Raw genomic sequence first — 15340 nt, forward strand, 5'->3', positions numbered from 1 at the left:
GAAAATATGACAATTTACAATATAAATTTAGGAATTGGCTGGGCTAGTAGCGGTGTTGAATACGCCCAAGCCTATCGTGCAGGTGTTTTTCGGAAATTAAATCTGTCCTCTAAGTTTATCTTTACAGATATGATTTTAGCCGATAATATTCAGCACTTAACTGCCAATATTGGTTTTGATGATGATCAAGTGATTTGGCTTTATAATCATTTCACAGATATCAAGATTGCACCGACTAGCGTGACAGTGGATGATGTTTTGACTTATTTTGGTGGTGTCGAAAGTCGTAGAGAAAAGAGTGGGAAGGTCTTGCGTGTCTTCTTTTCTGACCAAGATAAGTTTGTAACCTGTTATTTGGTGGATGAGAAAAAGGATCTTGTTCAACATGTAGAGTATGTATTTGCAGGTAATCTTGTACGCAAAGATTACTTCTCTTACACACGCTATTGCACAGAATATTTTGCTCCTAAGGACAATGTGGCGACACTCTATCAAAGAACCTTCTACAATGAAGATGGTACTTCTGCTTATGATATGTTCATGAATCAAGGGACTGAAGAAGTCTACCGTTTCAAGGATCGAATTTTATATGGGAAGCCTGCTTTGATACGTTATTTCATGAAGACTCTTCGTTTAAGTAAATCAGATATAGTGATTTTAGATCGTGAAACAGGCATTGGACAGGTTGTTTTTGAGGAAGCACAAGCAGCGCATTTAGCGGTAGTTGTTCATGCGGAGCATTATAGTGAAAATGCTACAAACGAGGACTATATCCTTTGGAACAACTACTATGACTATCAGTTTACCAATGCAGATAAGGTTGATCTTTTTATCGTTTCAACGGATCGCCAAAAGGAAGTCTTAGAGCAACAGTTTGCTCACTATACTACGCATGCTCCTAAGATTGTAACCATTCCAGTTGGAAGTGTTGATGAATTAACAAAACCACAAGAGAGTCGTAAACCATTTTCTCTCATTACAGCTTCTCGTCTAGCCAAGGAAAAACACATTGATTGGCTTGTGAAAGCTGTGATTGAAGCTCATAAGGAGTTACCGGAATTAACTTTTGATATTTATGGGAGCGGTGGAGAAGATTCTCTTCTTCGAGAAATTATTGCAAATCATCAGGCTGAGGATTATATTCAGCTCAAGGGGCATGCGGAACTTTCGCAGATTTATAGTCGGTATGAGGTATATTTGACAGCTTCTACTAGTGAAGGATTTGGTTTGACCTTGATGGAAGCTATTAGTTCAGGTTTGCCATTAATTGGCTTTGATGTTCCATATGGAAATCAAACTTTCATTGAAGACGGTAAAAATGGTTACTTGATTCCAAGCTCATTTGACCATGTGGAGGATGAAATCAAGAAAGCTTTTTCAACTAAGATTTGTCAATTGTATCAAGAAAATCGTTTGGCGGATATGCGTGCCAATTCTTACCAAATTGCAGAAGGCTTCTTAACCAAAGAAATTTTAGAAAAGTGGAAGAAAACAGTAGAGGAGGTGCTCCATGATTGAACTTTATGATCGTTATAGTCAGGAAAGTCGAGATTTACATGAGAGTCTAGTATCTACTGGTCTTTCTCAACTTGGAGTGGTCATCGATGCAGATGGTTTTCTGCCTGATGGTCTGGTATCTCCTTTTACTTATTATCTAGGATATGAAAAGGGAAAACCTCTTTATTTTAACCAAGTTCCTGTTCCAGCTTTTTGGGAAATTTCAGGAAATAATCAGTCTGCTCGTATTGAAGATATGACACAGGAGAGAGCCGTCATTCATTTTGCAGATGGTTTACAGGCGCGTTTGGTAAAAAAAGTCGAATGGAAAACACCAGCAGGTCGAATTTTTCAAGTAGATCACTATAATCGTTTCGGGATTTGCTTTTCTAAAACCACCTATGATGTTTCTGGTCAAGCTATTATGACTTCCTATCGGGACGTAGATCAAAAGGAAGTTATTTTGGAAAACCATATCACAGGTGATATTCTTTTGACCTTAGAAGGACAAGGTTTGCGTCATTTTTCTAATCGAGTAGCTTTTATCATAGATTTCCTACAAGGTTTGAATGTGAATCTTGACCATATTATCTTTAATAGCTTATCTACCTCGTTTTTGACATCTTTCCATTTTCTAGATAAATCAGGTCATGATATCCTGGTTTGGCAGGAACCTCTCTATGATGCTATTCCAGGCAATATGCAGTTGATTTTGGAAAATGATGATGTGCGTACTAAGAAAATCATCATTCCCAACAAGGTGACTTATGAGCGCGCTTTAGAGTTGACTGACGAGAAATACCATGATCAGTTTGTGAACTTGGGTTACCATTACCAGTTCAAACGTGATAATTTCCTTCGACGAGATGCCTTAATCTTGACTAATTCAGATCAGATTGAGCAAGTAGAAGCAATCGTAGAAGCCTTGCCTGATGTCACGTTCCGCATCGCAGCAGTGACAGAGATGTCTTCTAAGCTCTTAGATATGCTTCGCTATCCTAATGTGGTCCTTTACCAGAACGCTAGTCCACAGAAGATTCAGGAGCTCTATCAATTGTCGGATATTTACTTGGATATAAACCATAGCAATGAGTTGTTGCAGGCGGTGCGTCAGGCCTTTGAGCACAATCTCTTGATTCTTGGATTTAACCAAACGGTACACAATAGACTCTATATCGCTCCTGATCATCTATTTGAAAGTAGTGAAGTTGCTCCTTTGGTTGAGACTATTAAACTGGTCCTTTCAGATGTTGAACAAATGCGTCAGGCACTTGGAAAGCAAGGCCAACATGCCAACTATGTTGACTTGGTGCGATATCAGGAAACCATGCAAACTGTTTTAGGAGGTTAACATGTCAGACGAAGATTTATTTTACAAAGACGTTGAAGGTCGCATGGAGGAGTTGAAACAAAAACCCATCAAGAAAGAAAAAGAAACCCGAGGGGAAAAGATTAGTAAGACTTTTTCACTTTTACTGGGTTTGATGATTCTGATTGGTTTGCTCTTTACTTTGCTGGGAATTTTGAGGTAGGCCTATGATTGACATACTGATTGTTTTAGCTATTATCCTATCTCTTGCTTTGATTGTATTGGTAACTATACAACCCCGTCAAAATCAACTATTTTCCATGGATGCCACTAGTAATATTGGTAAACCAAGTTACTGGCAGAGCAACACCTTGGTAAAGGTTCTCACTTTATTGGTGAGTTTGGCCTTATTCGTTTTACTATTAACCTTTATGGTGATAACTTACAAATAAAAGAAAACTTCAGATATTCACCTTTTGTGATTGGTCTGAAGTTTTCTTTTTTACTGTCCATATTTTTGGTAAAAATCAACTTTCACTTGGATGAAGGTTTTGGCTTCACGTAGGAGTTGAAGAAGGGTGGCACGGGTTTCAAATTCTTCTCTTGTCTTGGGCAGACTGCGATTACGGAAGACTTCCAGATAACGTTCAATTTCATCTAGCAAATCAGAAGCAGGATTGGTCTGGCTCAGTTGACCGGCAATTTTTGAAAAAAGTTGGGCCAAAATTAGGCTTTCACTGGCAGCTAGGTGACAGGTGTTGATTTGCTGGGCCATATTTAGCAGGATACGGCTTTGTCGCTGTCTCATCTCAAAGTAGTGGATATGGTAGTCGGTCTGGTGAAAGAGGTGGTCGGAATGATCCAAATAGACCAGTTTGAGGGCTTCTTCCAAAAGGGTGTCTAATTCATCTACCAGCTGTGCTCGGTTGCGTCCATCCCCTCTGGATAAATAATATTTGAAGCGCTGGAGGATATCTTTTAACTTTTCTTCTACCAATGTGTGGTAATGCTGGATTTCCTCTTCTCGGGAAGGCATGTAGAGATTGACTAGTAAAGCAAATCCAGTACCGACTGCAAAGAGAAGGAATTCGTTGACTAGGAGGTCTGGAGAGGTTGACTCTTGAATCAAGAGATGGCTAACCAAAACAGTGCTTGGTGTGATGCCAATTTCCCAGCCCATCTTATAGGCTAGGGGCACGTAGAGGGCAAGATAGAGGCCAAGGCTCCAGATATGAAATCCGCTCAAGTGAAAAGCCAAAACACCGATAGCTAGAGCTAGAAGCATGGAAAAGAGCCGATTGCGGGCCAGTTTTAAGGTACTTCTACGGGTATCGGATAGACTCAAGAGGGCGATTATTCCAGCTGAAACTGTCGAGGAAAGATTGAGAAAATAAGCAAGGAGACAGGCAAGGCAGGTAGCTAAGATGAGCTTGGTCGTACGTTGGCTAATAGACATAAGAATTTCCTAGTAAGTTAGAATAAAAGCGTAAAAGACAAGACCTGAGCAGGCTTGTCTTTATGCGCTATTTTTTACGGGCTGCTGCGTATTCGGCAACGGCGGTAAAGAGGACATCTGTAGAAGAGTTAAGGGCTGTTTCACATGAGTCTTGGATGACACCAATCACAAATCCAACCCCAACAACTTGCATGGCAATATCGTTAGAAATACCGAAAAGGCTACAAGCAACTGGGATAAGAAGGAGGGAACCTCCGGCAATACCAGAAGCACCACAGGCTGAGATAGCTGCTACCACACTGAGGACAAAGGCTGTCGCAAAGTCAACAGGGATTCCCAAAGTATTTACTGCAGCAAGGGTTAAAACGTTAATGGTAATCGCTGCCCCGGCCATGTTGATAGTAGAACCAAGTGGGATAGAAACAGAATAGGTATCTGGATCTAGTCCAAGGTCGTGACAAAGTTTCATGTTGACAGGGATATTGGCCGCAGAACTACGAGTAAAGAAGGCTGTCACACCGCTGACACGCAAACATTTCCAAACGAGGGGATAAGGGTTTCTCTTCATAAAGAGGAAGGCAATCAATGGATTGACTACCAGAGCCACAAAGAACATAGTTGTCACCAAGAGGGCAAGCAAGATTCCGTAGTTGGCTAGGCTTCCGATTCCCTTATCAGAGATGGTTTTGAAGACAAGTCCTAATATCCCAAATGGAGCTAGGTTAATGATCCATTCGACAATTTTAGAAGTCACATCAGCCATGGTTTTAAGCAATTCTTTACTGTTTTTGCTGGCCTCTCTCATGGCAATCCCGAAAACAACTGCCCATGATAGGATACCAATGTAGTTGGCAGTAATGAGGGCATTGACTGGATTGTCAACTAGTTTGAGCAAGAGGTTGCTGAGGACTTGTCCAATCCCATCTGGTGGAGCAATATCGGTATTAGCGCTATTTAGGGTAATTTCAACAGGTACGATGAAACTTGCTAGTACAGCGATAAGGGCAGCCGCAAAGGTTCCCACCAAGTAAAGGAAGATAACGGTTTTCATATTGCTATCTTGTCCCTTTTGATGTTGGGAAAGGGCATTGGCAACGAGGGCAAAGACCAGAATCGGTGCGATGGCTTTGAGGCCACCAACAAAGAGATCTCCTAGCAGGCCAATTCCTGAAATATTAGGAAATGTCAGTCCTAGGGTTCCTCCAATAAGCATGCCAATCAAGATACGTTTGATTAGGCTTGCCTTATTCCAAGCATGAATGAATTTTTTCATAACAATCTCCTTTGTTGTGTAATGTTTATGATTATAGTATAAATATGAACTAAAATCAAGAATTTTCTGTCTATTTTTGAAATTATTTTTGAATATTTATGGAGAATGACACTTTATGAAAGTATGGTATAATAAATGAAAGGAGTTTTCTATGCAAGAATTTATTCAAACCTATCTCAATAAGCTTGATGTTACAGCGATTATCGAGAATATCTTAACCAAGGTACTTTCTCTTTTATTCTTATTTTTACTCTTCTACATAGCTAAAAAAATGCTTCATACCATGGTGCAGAGAATTGTTAAACCTTCTCTAAAAATGTCTCACCATGATGTCGGACGTCAGAAAACCATCTCACGTCTGTTAGAAAATGTGTTTAATTATACTCTTTATTTCTTTTTACTTTACTGTATCTTGTCGATTTTAGGTTTGCCAGTTTCTAGTTTGTTGGCAGGTGCTGGGATTGCTGGGGTGGCTATTGGTATGGGAGCCCAAGGTTTTCTGTCTGATGTCATCAATGGCTTTTTCATTCTCTTTGAACGTCAACTGGATGTGGGAGATGAGGTCGTTTTGACAAATGGTCCTATTACTGTATCGGGCAAGGTCGTCAGCGTCGGCATTCGGACGACTCAACTCAGAGGAGAAGACCAGGTTCTGCACTTCGTTCCCAATCGAAATATCACCGTTGTCAGCAATTTCTCTCGTACAGACTAGGCCTGAAATTTTAGCAGATTTATGGTACAATAGAAAGAGTTTGGTAAAGGAGAGAAGATGTTTTTAGAAAAACAGTTGGGCAATGGTTGTACCTGGATTAACCTAGATTTGGACAAGTTGAGAAAACTAGAGGACCTTTCTGAAATCTACGGTTTGGATAAGGAAACCATTGAATACGCACTGGATAGAAATGAGCGTGCCCACATGGATTATCACCGTGAAAATGGGACTGTGACCTTTATCTACAATGTCTTGAACTTGAAAAAGGATAAGGCCTACTACGAAGCCTTTCCTATGACCTTTATCGTGGAACATCGCCGCCTGATTACTATTAGTAATACCAAGAACGCCTATGTCATTGAACAGATGACCCGTTATCTGGATAGTCATGACACGCTTTCGATTTACAAGTTTCTCTTTGCCAGTCTGGAAATCATCAGCAATGCCTACTACCCTGTCATCGAGCAGATGGACAAGAGTAAGGACGAGGTCAATGGGCTCTTGCGTCAGCGGACGACTAAGAAAAACCTTTTTGCCCTTTCCGACTTGGAGACTGGTATGGTTTATCTTACTGCGGCTGCTAAGCAAAATCGCATGTTGCTGGAACATATTCAAGGGCATGCCCTCTATCGCAGTTTTAACGAGATTGAGAGAGAACAGTTTGATGATGCCATGATTGAGGCTCATCAGCTGGTATCCATGACAGACTTGATTTCTCAAGTCCTTCAACAACTATCAGCATCTTACAACAACATCCTAAACAACAATCTGAATGATAATTTGACAACCTTGACCATCATTTCAGTCTTGCTAGCTGTTTTGGCAGTCGTGACAGGCTTTTTCGGAATGAATGTTCCCCTACCTTTAACAGATGAGCCCCATGCTTGGCTCTACATCAGTTTAGCCAGTGCAGGTTTGTGGATTATCCTGTCATTGTTATTAAGGAAAATTGCGAAAAAAAGTTAAGAAAAGGAGCCAGAATGGCGATTGAAAACTATATGCCAGATTTTGCTGTGGAAGTAGTTTATGATCTGACAGTTCCAAGCCTGCAGGCGCAGGGAATCAAGGCTGTTTTGGTCGATTTGGACAATACTCTCATTGCTTGGAACAACCCTGATGGGACACCAGAGATGAAGCAATGGCTACATGACCTTCGGGACGCGGGTATTCGCATTATTGTAGTCTCAAATAACACTAAAAAACGCGTCCAACGCGCAGTTGAGAAGTTTGGGATTGACTACGTTTATTGGGCTCTGAAGCCCTTCACATTAGGGATTAACCGTGCCATGAAGGAACTCCACTATGAGAAAAAGGAAGTAGTCATGGTTGGCGACCAGCTCATGACCGATATTCGAGCAGCCCACCGTGCAGGCATTCGCTCAATCTTGGTCAAGCCCATGGTCCAACACGACTCGATTAAGACGCAGATAAACCGAGCTCGTGAGCGTCGTGTGATACGAAAAATCACTGAAAAGTACGGACCGATTACATATAAAAAAGGAATTTAACTATGGAAGAAATTCTCTGTATTGGTTGTGGAGCAACCATTCAGACGACAGACAAGGCTGGTCTTGGATTTACTCCTCAGTCAGCACTTGAAAAAGGTTTGGAGACTGGCGAAGTCTATTGCCAACGCTGTTTCCGTCTCCGCCACTACAATGAAATCACGGATGTCCAGTTGACGGACGATGATTTCCTAAAGCTCTTGCACGAGGTGGGAGATAGTGATGCCTTAGTAGTCAATGTCATTGATATCTTTGATTTCAATGGCTCTATCATCCCAGGCTTGCCACGTTTTGTTTCGGGCAATGATGTCCTCTTGGTAGGGAATAAAAAAGATATCCTGCCCAAGTCTGTTAAATCGGGCAAGATTAGCCAGTGGCTTATGGAACGTGCACATCAAGAAGGTCTTCGTCCAGTTGATGTCGTCCTAACTTCAGCACAAAATAAACATGCCATCAAGGAAGTCATTGACAAAATCGAGCACTACCGAAAGGGCCGCGATGTCTATGTGGTCGGTGTGACAAACGTTGGAAAATCAACTCTTATCAATGCCATTATCCAAGAAATCACGGGTGATCAGAATGTCATTACGACTTCGCGCTTTCCAGGGACAACCTTGGATAAGATTGAGATTCCGCTTGACGACGGATCTTATATCTACGATACACCAGGGATTATCCACCGTCACCAGATGGCTCACTACTTGACGGCCAAAAACCTCAAGTATGTCAGCCCTAAAAAGGAAATCAAGCCAAAAACCTATCAGCTCAATCCTGAACAAACACTGTTTTTAGGCGGTCTCGGACGATTTGACTTCATTGCAGGTGAGAAGCAAGGATTTACAGCTTTCTTTGACAATGAACTTAAATTGCATCGTACTAAGTTAGAAGGAGCGAGTGCTTTCTATGACAAGCACCTTGGAACCCTCCTCACACCACCAAATAGCAAGGAAAAAGAAGATTTTCCAAAATTAGTTCAGCATGTATTTAACATTAAGGAAAAGACAGACCTAGTTATCTCAGGCCTAGGCTGGATCCGCGTAACAGGCACAGCTAAAGTCGCCGTCTGGGCACCAGAAGGCGTCGCCGTCGTCACACGAAAAGCAATTATTTAAAACAAAATCGCTGAGCGAACAAAGTGAGCTCATACAAAGATAGTTATTGCCGTGGTGTCTTGCCAATCGTTAGATTGGTAAGGGGCACAATTGAGACCTAGGCTCAATTGTGAGGTCAGGAAATCCATTTTTCAAAGATGAAATCTTTGAAAAATTAGTTCCGACCGTCCCTCACCACCTAAAATAACTATCAAAAAAACAAGGAAGAAATTATGTCATTAACATCAAAACAACGTGCCTTCCTCAACAGCCAGGCACACACCCTTAGACCCATCATCCAAATCGGAAAAAATGGACTCAACGACCAAATCAAAACCAGCGTTCGTCAAGCTCTTGACGCACGCGAATTGATTAAGGTAACTCTTTTGCAAAACACCGATGAAAATATCCACGAAGTAGCTGAAATCTTGGAAGAAGAAATCGGTGTGGATACAGTCCAAAAAATCGGACGCATCTTGATTTTATTTAAACAATCTAGCAAGAAAGAAAATCGCAAGATTTCTAAAAAAGTCAAAGAAATCTAAAAACCTACTCCAAATAACTGTTTTTACAGAGAAATAAAGGAGACTAGCCTATGGCAATTGAACTATTAACTCCCTTTACCAAGGTAGAGTTGGAGCCAGAAATCAAGGAGAAAAAACGCAAACAAGTCGGGATTTTAGGGGGGAATTTTAACCCTGTTCACGATGCCCATCTGATTGTTGCAGACCAAGTACGCCAGCAGTTGGGACTGGACCAAGTTCTGCTCATGCCTGAATACCAACCTCCTCATGTAGATAAAAAGGAAACAATCCCTGAACACCATCGTCTCAAGATGCTTGAGTTGGCGATTGAGGGAATTGAAGGACTAGCCATTGAAACCATTGAGTTGGAGCGCAAGGGCATTTCCTATACCTACGACACCATGAAAATCTTGACAGAGCAACATCCAGATACGGATTATTACTTTATCATCGGTGCCGATATGGTGGATTATCTGCCTAAGTGGTATCGAATTGATGAGCTGGTTGACATGGTTCAGTTTGTGGGGGTTCAGCGCCCACGCTATAAGGCTGGCACTTCCTATCCCGTTATCTGGGTGGATGTGCCTCTCATGGATATCTCGTCCAGCATGGTGCGTGACTTCCTTGCCCAAGGACGGAAACCCAACTTTCTCCTACCTCAGCGTGTGCTGGACTACATCGAGAAGGAGGGTCTCTACTGATGGCCTATCAAGACTATATCAACTGCTCTCGTGAGGTTTTGTTGGAAAAAATGGCAGAGCTTCTACCTGAAAAACGTTTAACCCATTGCTTGGGAGTAGAGCGTGCAGCCATAGAGCTAGCAGAAAGATTCGGAGTTGATGCTGAGAAAGCTGGTCTAGCAGGCCTTCTTCATGACTATGCTAAAAAGCTGTCAGATCAGGATTTTCTAGACTTGATTGACCGTTATCAGCTAGACCCTGACCTCAAAAACTGGGGCAATAATGTCTGGCATGGTATGGTCGGCATCTACAAGATTCAGGAAGATTTGAACTTGCAAGATTCTGAAATTCTGCGAGCCATTAAAATCCATACAGTCGGGGCTAGTCAGATGACAGACTTAGACAAGGTCATCTATGTCGCAGACTACATCGAGCACAATCGAGCCTTTCCTGGAGTAGATGTGGCGCGTGAGATTGCTGAGCTATCGCTCAATAAGGCAGTGGCCTACGAAACAGCTCATACCGTGGAGCATCTAGCTCATCAGGGCTTCCCCATCTATCCCCAAACCCTTGAAACCTATAACGCCTTTGTGCACTATTTGAAAGAGGACTAAATGAAGACGGCTTTTATAATCATTGATGTTCAGAATATTTTAGTGGAAACTGGGTTCCAGACAAAAAGTCTATTGGAAAAAATTTCTTATTTACAAAACCAGGCTAGAAGAAAGAATATTGAAATTATCTATGTTCAACATATTGAGAACTCTGAAGCTCAAACATCAGAAGATTGGCAGTTATCTGAGCTTTTAAGTCGAAAACCTAATGAAAAGGTCTTTCAGAAGAAGTATAACAGTATTTTCAAAGAAACAGGTTTAAAAGAATACTTGGATAAACAGGGGATTGAAAAATTAGTTTTATGTGGTATGCAGACAGAATATTGTGTGGATACCTCTGTCAAGGTTGCTTTTGAATATGGCTATCAGCTTATTATTCCAGAAGGTGCTGTCACAACCTTTGATGGGAAAGACATTCCAGCAGAAACGATAAATGAATTCTATGAGGGTATTTGGGAGGGGCGCTTTGCAGATGTCCTAGATTACAAACATATTTTCTAGAAAGAGGACTAAATGAACGAAAAAGAATTACTAGAACTAGTCGTGAAAGCGGCTGATGAGAAACGTGCGGAGGATATCCTTGCACTCGACGTACAAGATTTGACCAGCGTGACGGACTACTTTGTCATCACGAGCTCGATGAATAGTCGTCAGTTGGACGCTATTGCTGATAACATTCGTGAAAAAGTAGCCGAAGCTGGTGTTAAAGGCAGCCATGTCGAAGGCGATGCGGCAGGAGGCTGGGTCTTGCTAGACCTTGGTGGTGTCGTTGTGCATATCTTCTCAGAAGAAATGCGTGCCCACTATAACTTAGAAAAACTATGGCATGAGGCGAATTCAGTAGATATTTCAGAAGCTCTTGCTTAGAAGATGAACTCAGTTGTAGTCAACTGGGTTTCTTTGCTTATTTTAGAAAAATTGATAGAAAGGTAAAGAGCTAGTGGTGTTTGCCATTGAGGCTCTTGGTATCATGATTATGGCAACTTATGAAACCTTTGCGGCTGTTTACGATGTTGTGATGGATGATAGTTTATACGATAAATGGACGGATTTTTCGCTGCGTCATTTGCCTAAGACCAAGGAGAGAAAGAAACTCTTGGAATTGGCTTGTGGGACAGGAATTCAATCAGTACGCTTCTCTCAGGCTGGTTTTGATGTGACTGGACTGGACTTGAGTGCAGATATGTTGAAGATTGCCGAGAAGAGAGCGGCTTCAGCCAAGCAAAAGATTGAATTTATTGAAGGCAATATGCTGGATTTGTCCAAGGTAGGTCAATACGACTTTGTCACTTGTTATTCGGACTCAATCTGCTACATGCAGGATGAGGTGGAAGTAGGGGACGTCTTTAAGGAAGTGTATAATATCCTCAATGAGGACGGGGTATTTATCTTTGATGTACATTCGACCTACCAGACAGATGAGATCTTTCCAGGCTATTCCTACCATGAAAATGCGGAAGATTTTGCCATGCTCTGGGATACCTACGAGGACGCAGCACCACATTCTATCGTACATGAGCTGACCTTCTTTATCAAGGAGGCTGACGGTTCCTTTAGTCGCCACGATGAAGTACATGAGGAGAGGACCTATGAGGTCTTGACCTATGATATCTTGCTGGAACAGGCTGGTTTCAAGTCTTTCAAGCTCTATGCCGACTTTGAGGACAAGGAGCCGACAGAGACAAGTACCCGTTGGTTTTTTGTCGCGCAGAAGTAGGAGATTACTATGACCATCACGGGTATTATCGCGGAGTTTAATCCTTTTCATAATGGACACAAATACCTGCTGGAACAGGCTGAAGGACTGAAAGTCGTGGCTATGTCTGGAAATTTCATGCAGAGAGGCGAGCCTGCTATTGTAGATAAGTGGACACGGACCCAGATGGCGCTGGAAAACGGAGCAGATCTGGTAGTGGAATTGCCCTTTTTAGTCAGTGTTCAGGCAGCAGATTTCTTTGGCCAAGGAGCTGTGAATATCTTAGCCCAGTTAAGAATTGATAACCTAACCTTTGGGACGGAGGAAGTTCTAGATTATCAAAAAATCGCTGACTTATACACAGAGAAAGGTGCTGAGATGGAGCAATTTGTGGAAAATCTGCCTGATTCCCTTTCCTATCCCCAGAAGACCCAAGCCATGTGGAAAGAATTTGCAGATCTTGATTTTTCAGGCAATACACCCAATCATGTCCTTGCTCTTGCTTATGCCAAGGCGGTTGCTGGACGAAACATCAAGCTCCATCCGATTCAGCGTCAGGGGGCTGGTTACCATTCTGTGGACAAGGATGTGGACTTTGCCTCGGCGACGGCCCTCCGTCAGCACCAGAAGGACCAAGACTTCTTAGACCACTTTATGCCTTCTGTTGCCCTTTTTGAGCAGGCTAGTAAGGTGAGCTGGGATGACTATTTTCCCTTGCTCCGCTATCAAATCTTGTCAAATCTCGACCTAACCACTATCTATCAGGTTAATGAAGAAATAGCTGTGCGCATTAATGAAGCTATTAAAACAGCCCAGTCTGTGGAAGAATTGGTTGAAGCGGTTGCGACCAAGCGGTACACCAAGGCGCGTGTCAGACGCCTCTTGACCTATATCTTGGTGCAGGCTAGAGAAAGTGACTTGCCAGAAGGGATTCATGTCCTTGGATTTACTGAAAAAGGAAGACAACACCTTAAGTCTCTGAAAGGGCAGGTCAATCTAGTCAGCCGAATTGGTAAAGAACCCTGGGATGCCATGACTCAAAAGGCAGACCAGATTTACCAACTGGGAAATCCAAGTATAGCAGAGCAGAATTTTGGAAGAGTGCCGATTAGAATAGAAACAAACTAAGTCTACTGAAAAGTAGGCTTTTTCTCAAATCTCTACTAAACTACTATTTCTAAATAACAAGTTTATTTTAGCAAATGTGTTCCAATTTCCCCAAAACATATTCTATTTTAGGTTTGTGAAAATCACTTTTTTATGGTAAAATGTAAAAGAATGTATGTCATTCGGAATAACAATAAAATGAGGTAAAAACATGGAAATCATGTCGTTTGCGATTGCTGTTTTTGCCGTCATCATTGGTTTAGTCATTGGATATGTCAGCATCTCAGCTAAGATGAAATCATCTCAGGAAGCTGCAGAGTTGATGCTTTTAAATGCTGAACAAGAAGCAACTAATTTACGTGGACAAGCTGAACGTGAAGCGGATTTACTTGTTAATGAAGCCAAACGTGAAAGCAAGTCTCTTAAAAAAGAAGCACTATTGGAGGCCAAAGAAGAAGCCAGAAAATACCGTGAAGAAGTGGACGCTGAATTCAAATCAGAACGTCAAGAACTCAAACAAATCGAAAGTCGTTTGACAGAGAGAGCTACTAGCCTCGACCGCAAGGACGACAATTTGACGAGTAAAGAACAAACACTTGAACAAAAAGAACAAAGTATTTCTGATAGAGCGAAAAACCTTGATGCGCGTGAAGAGCAATTAGAGGAAGTCGAAAGACAAAAAGAAGCAGAGTTAGAGCGTATTGGTGCTCTGTCTCAGGCAGAAGCACGAGATATTATCTTGGCACAGACAGAGGAAAACTTGACCAAGGAGATTGCTAGCCGTATTCGTGAAGCTGAGCAAGAGGTCAAGGAACGTTCTGACAAAATGGCCAAGGACATCTTAGTTCAAGCTATGCAACGTATCGCTGGTGAATATGTGGCAGAGTCAACAAACTCAACGGTTCATCTGCCAGACGATACTATGAAGGGACGCATTATTGGTCGTGAAGGCCGTAATATTCGTACCTTTGAAAGTTTGACAGGGGTTGATGTGATTATCGACGATACACCAGAAGTGGTGACCTTGTCAGGATTTGATCCGATTCGTCGTGAGATTGCCCGTATGACTATGGAAATGTTGCTCAAAGATGGTCGTATCCACCCAGCTCGTATCGAAGAGTTGGTTGAGAAAAACCGTCAAGAGATTGACAATAAGATCCGTGAATATGGTGAGGCTGCTGCCTATGAAATTGGTGCGCCGAACCTTCATCCAGACTTGATGAAAATCATGGGACGTTTGCAGTTCCGTACTTCATATGGACAAAATGTCTTGCGCCATTCGATTGAGGTTGCTAAATTGGCTGGTATCATGGCCAGCGAACTTGGTGAAAATGCGGCTCTTGCCCGTCGTGCTGGATTCCTTCACGATATCGGGAAAGCTATTGACCGCGAGGTTGAGGGTAGCCACGTTGAAATCGGTATGGAATTGGCTCGTAAGTATAAGGAACACCCAGTTGTGGTCAATACGATTGCTAGTCACCACGGTGATGTTGAAGCTGAAAGCGTGATTGCAGTGATCGTTGCTGCAGCAGATGCCTTGAGTGCAGCTCGTCCAGGTGCTCGTAGTGAGTCTCTTGAAAGCTACATCAAGCGTCTCCATGATTTGGAAGAAATTGCTAACGGCTTTGAAGGAGTACAAACTAGCTTTGCCCTTCAAGCAGGACGTGAAATTCGTATCATGGTCAATCCAGGACAAATCAAGGACGACAAAGTCACAATCTTGGCTCACAAAGTTCGCGAGAAAATTGAAAACAATCTCGATTACCCAGGAAATATCAAGGTAACCGTGATTCGTGAGCTTCGTGCAGTAGATTATGCTAAATAAATAAGAAAGAGCAGTTGAAAAATTACTGCTTTTTTGTTACACTAGATAGAA

At 42.1% G+C, this 15340-nt stretch carries 18 protein-coding genes; 16 read left to right on the forward strand and 2 right to left on the reverse strand.

Annotated features, from left to right (window positions below; translation table 11 throughout):
• Positions 1-6 precede the first annotated feature (6 nt).
• From gtfA to asp5, 4 genes are read left to right on the forward strand one after another with little or no spacing between them, the layout of a single operon-like run.
• Positions 7-1518: an accessory Sec system glycosyltransferase GtfA gene (gene gtfA / locus ACN076_RS03420; RefSeq protein ID WP_420790125.1), complete on the forward strand. Its 1512-nt coding sequence runs from the start codon at positions 7-9 to the stop codon at positions 1516-1518.
• Positions 1511-2848, forward strand: coding sequence for an accessory Sec system glycosylation chaperone GtfB (gene gtfB, locus ACN076_RS03425; protein ID WP_420790126.1), 1338 nt, complete (start codon positions 1511-1513; stop codon positions 2846-2848). The genes gtfA and gtfB overlap by 8 nt, the downstream gene beginning before the upstream one ends.
• Position 2849: 1 nt before the next feature.
• Entirely contained in the window at positions 2850-3029 is a 180-nt protein-coding gene (gene asp4, locus ACN076_RS03430) for an accessory Sec system protein Asp4 (RefSeq protein WP_001278708.1), read from the forward strand.
• Between the two features lie 4 nt (positions 3030-3033).
• Positions 3034-3258: an accessory Sec system protein Asp5 gene (gene asp5, locus ACN076_RS03435; protein ID WP_000565444.1), complete on the forward strand. Its 225-nt coding sequence runs from the start codon at positions 3034-3036 to the stop codon at positions 3256-3258.
• Between the two features lie 50 nt (positions 3259-3308).
• On the opposite strand, the gene ACN076_RS03440 is transcribed toward asp5, so the two are convergent.
• Both ACN076_RS03440 and sstT read right to left on the reverse strand, forming a co-directional pair.
• Positions 3309-4262 carry an aromatic acid exporter family protein gene (locus tag ACN076_RS03440; protein ID WP_420790127.1) on the reverse strand — a complete coding sequence of 318 codons (954 nt, stop codon included), beginning with the start codon at positions 4260-4262 and terminating at the stop codon, positions 3309-3311.
• A 67-nt stretch (positions 4263-4329) separates the two neighbouring features.
• Complete coding sequence (sstT, locus tag ACN076_RS03445) at positions 4330-5535, reverse strand: serine/threonine transporter SstT (RefSeq protein ID WP_000713439.1); 1206 nt, start codon at positions 5533-5535, stop codon at positions 4330-4332.
• A gap of 151 nt (positions 5536-5686) precedes the next feature.
• Here sstT and ACN076_RS03450 point away from each other — a divergent pair, with 151 nt between their 5' ends.
• From ACN076_RS03450 to ACN076_RS03505, 12 genes are all read left to right on the forward strand, one after another.
• Entirely contained in the window at positions 5687-6247 is a 561-nt protein-coding gene (locus tag ACN076_RS03450) for a mechanosensitive ion channel family protein (protein WP_420790128.1), read from the forward strand.
• A 57-nt stretch (positions 6248-6304) separates the two neighbouring features.
• Positions 6305-7213 (forward strand): magnesium transporter CorA family protein, encoded by a 909-nt coding sequence (locus ACN076_RS03455; RefSeq protein ID WP_420790129.1) that lies wholly within the window; start codon positions 6305-6307, stop codon positions 7211-7213.
• A 14-nt stretch (positions 7214-7227) separates the two neighbouring features.
• Positions 7228-7755 carry a YqeG family HAD IIIA-type phosphatase gene (locus tag ACN076_RS03460; RefSeq protein ID WP_420790130.1) on the forward strand — a complete coding sequence of 176 codons (528 nt, stop codon included), beginning with the start codon at positions 7228-7230 and terminating at the stop codon, positions 7753-7755.
• A gap of 2 nt (positions 7756-7757) precedes the next feature.
• The gene (yqeH, locus tag ACN076_RS03465) at positions 7758-8864 is read left to right on the forward strand and encodes a ribosome biogenesis GTPase YqeH (RefSeq protein WP_420790131.1); all 1107 of its coding nucleotides are present in this window, start codon (positions 7758-7760) and stop codon (positions 8862-8864) included.
• A gap of 212 nt (positions 8865-9076) precedes the next feature.
• The gene (yhbY, locus tag ACN076_RS03470) at positions 9077-9388 is read left to right on the forward strand and encodes a ribosome assembly RNA-binding protein YhbY (protein WP_153192289.1); all 312 of its coding nucleotides are present in this window, start codon (positions 9077-9079) and stop codon (positions 9386-9388) included.
• 50 nt (positions 9389-9438) lie between these two features.
• Positions 9439-10068, forward strand: coding sequence for a nicotinate-nucleotide adenylyltransferase (locus ACN076_RS03475; RefSeq protein ID WP_420790132.1), 630 nt, complete (start codon positions 9439-9441; stop codon positions 10066-10068).
• On the forward strand, positions 10068-10661 hold the full coding sequence (gene yqeK / locus ACN076_RS03480) for a bis(5'-nucleosyl)-tetraphosphatase (symmetrical) YqeK (RefSeq protein WP_153192284.1): 594 nt from the start codon (positions 10068-10070) through the stop codon (positions 10659-10661). The genes ACN076_RS03475 and yqeK overlap by 1 nt, the downstream gene beginning before the upstream one ends.
• Positions 10662-11162 carry a cysteine hydrolase family protein gene (locus ACN076_RS03485; RefSeq protein ID WP_153192282.1) on the forward strand — a complete coding sequence of 167 codons (501 nt, stop codon included), beginning with the start codon at positions 10662-10664 and terminating at the stop codon, positions 11160-11162.
• Positions 11163-11174: 12 nt separating this feature from the next.
• Positions 11175-11528 (forward strand): ribosome silencing factor, encoded by a 354-nt coding sequence (gene rsfS / locus ACN076_RS03490; RefSeq protein WP_050230861.1) that lies wholly within the window; start codon positions 11175-11177, stop codon positions 11526-11528.
• Positions 11529-11637: 109 nt separating this feature from the next.
• Positions 11638-12378 (forward strand): class I SAM-dependent methyltransferase, encoded by a 741-nt coding sequence (locus ACN076_RS03495; RefSeq protein ID WP_314725881.1) that lies wholly within the window; start codon positions 11638-11640, stop codon positions 12376-12378.
• A 9-nt stretch (positions 12379-12387) separates the two neighbouring features.
• Positions 12388-13485 carry a nucleotidyltransferase gene (locus tag ACN076_RS03500; RefSeq protein WP_153192278.1) on the forward strand — a complete coding sequence of 366 codons (1098 nt, stop codon included), beginning with the start codon at positions 12388-12390 and terminating at the stop codon, positions 13483-13485.
• Positions 13486-13675: 190 nt separating this feature from the next.
• The gene (locus tag ACN076_RS03505) at positions 13676-15289 is read left to right on the forward strand and encodes a ribonuclease Y (RefSeq protein WP_203175977.1); all 1614 of its coding nucleotides are present in this window, start codon (positions 13676-13678) and stop codon (positions 15287-15289) included.
• The last annotated feature ends 51 nt before the right edge of the window (positions 15290-15340 follow it).

It is taken from the genome of Streptococcus sp. K0074 (genome assembly GCF_048843365.1).
Lineage (GTDB): Bacteria > Bacillota > Bacilli > Lactobacillales > Streptococcaceae > Streptococcus > Streptococcus mitis_BM.

Coding starts and splice junctions, on each gene's coding strand:
- ACN076_RS03440 (WP_420790127.1), bottom strand. CDS start 4,262: ATGTCTATTAGCCAACGTACGACCAAGCTCATCTTAGCTACCTGCCTT.
- asp4 (WP_001278708.1), top strand. CDS start 2,850: ATGTCAGACGAAGATTTATTTTACAAAGACGTTGAAGGTCGCATGGAG.
- yqeH (WP_420790131.1), top strand. CDS start 7,758: ATGGAAGAAATTCTCTGTATTGGTTGTGGAGCAACCATTCAGACGACA.
- rsfS (WP_050230861.1), top strand. CDS start 11,175: ATGAACGAAAAAGAATTACTAGAACTAGTCGTGAAAGCGGCTGATGAG.
- sstT (WP_000713439.1), bottom strand. CDS start 5,535: ATGAAAAAATTCATTCATGCTTGGAATAAGGCAAGCCTAATCAAACGT.
- ACN076_RS03455 (WP_420790129.1), top strand. CDS start 6,305: ATGTTTTTAGAAAAACAGTTGGGCAATGGTTGTACCTGGATTAACCTA.
- ACN076_RS03505 (WP_203175977.1), top strand. CDS start 13,676: ATGGAAATCATGTCGTTTGCGATTGCTGTTTTTGCCGTCATCATTGGT.
- ACN076_RS03475 (WP_420790132.1), top strand. CDS start 9,439: ATGGCAATTGAACTATTAACTCCCTTTACCAAGGTAGAGTTGGAGCCA.
- ACN076_RS03450 (WP_420790128.1), top strand. CDS start 5,687: ATGCAAGAATTTATTCAAACCTATCTCAATAAGCTTGATGTTACAGCG.
- ACN076_RS03495 (WP_314725881.1), top strand. CDS start 11,638: ATGGCAACTTATGAAACCTTTGCGGCTGTTTACGATGTTGTGATGGAT.
- yqeK (WP_153192284.1), top strand. CDS start 10,068: ATGGCCTATCAAGACTATATCAACTGCTCTCGTGAGGTTTTGTTGGAA.
- gtfB (WP_420790126.1), top strand. CDS start 1,511: ATGATTGAACTTTATGATCGTTATAGTCAGGAAAGTCGAGATTTACAT.
- ACN076_RS03485 (WP_153192282.1), top strand. CDS start 10,662: ATGAAGACGGCTTTTATAATCATTGATGTTCAGAATATTTTAGTGGAA.
- asp5 (WP_000565444.1), top strand. CDS start 3,034: ATGATTGACATACTGATTGTTTTAGCTATTATCCTATCTCTTGCTTTG.
- gtfA (WP_420790125.1), top strand. CDS start 7: ATGACAATTTACAATATAAATTTAGGAATTGGCTGGGCTAGTAGCGGT.
- ACN076_RS03500 (WP_153192278.1), top strand. CDS start 12,388: ATGACCATCACGGGTATTATCGCGGAGTTTAATCCTTTTCATAATGGA.
- ACN076_RS03460 (WP_420790130.1), top strand. CDS start 7,228: ATGGCGATTGAAAACTATATGCCAGATTTTGCTGTGGAAGTAGTTTAT.
- yhbY (WP_153192289.1), top strand. CDS start 9,077: ATGTCATTAACATCAAAACAACGTGCCTTCCTCAACAGCCAGGCACAC.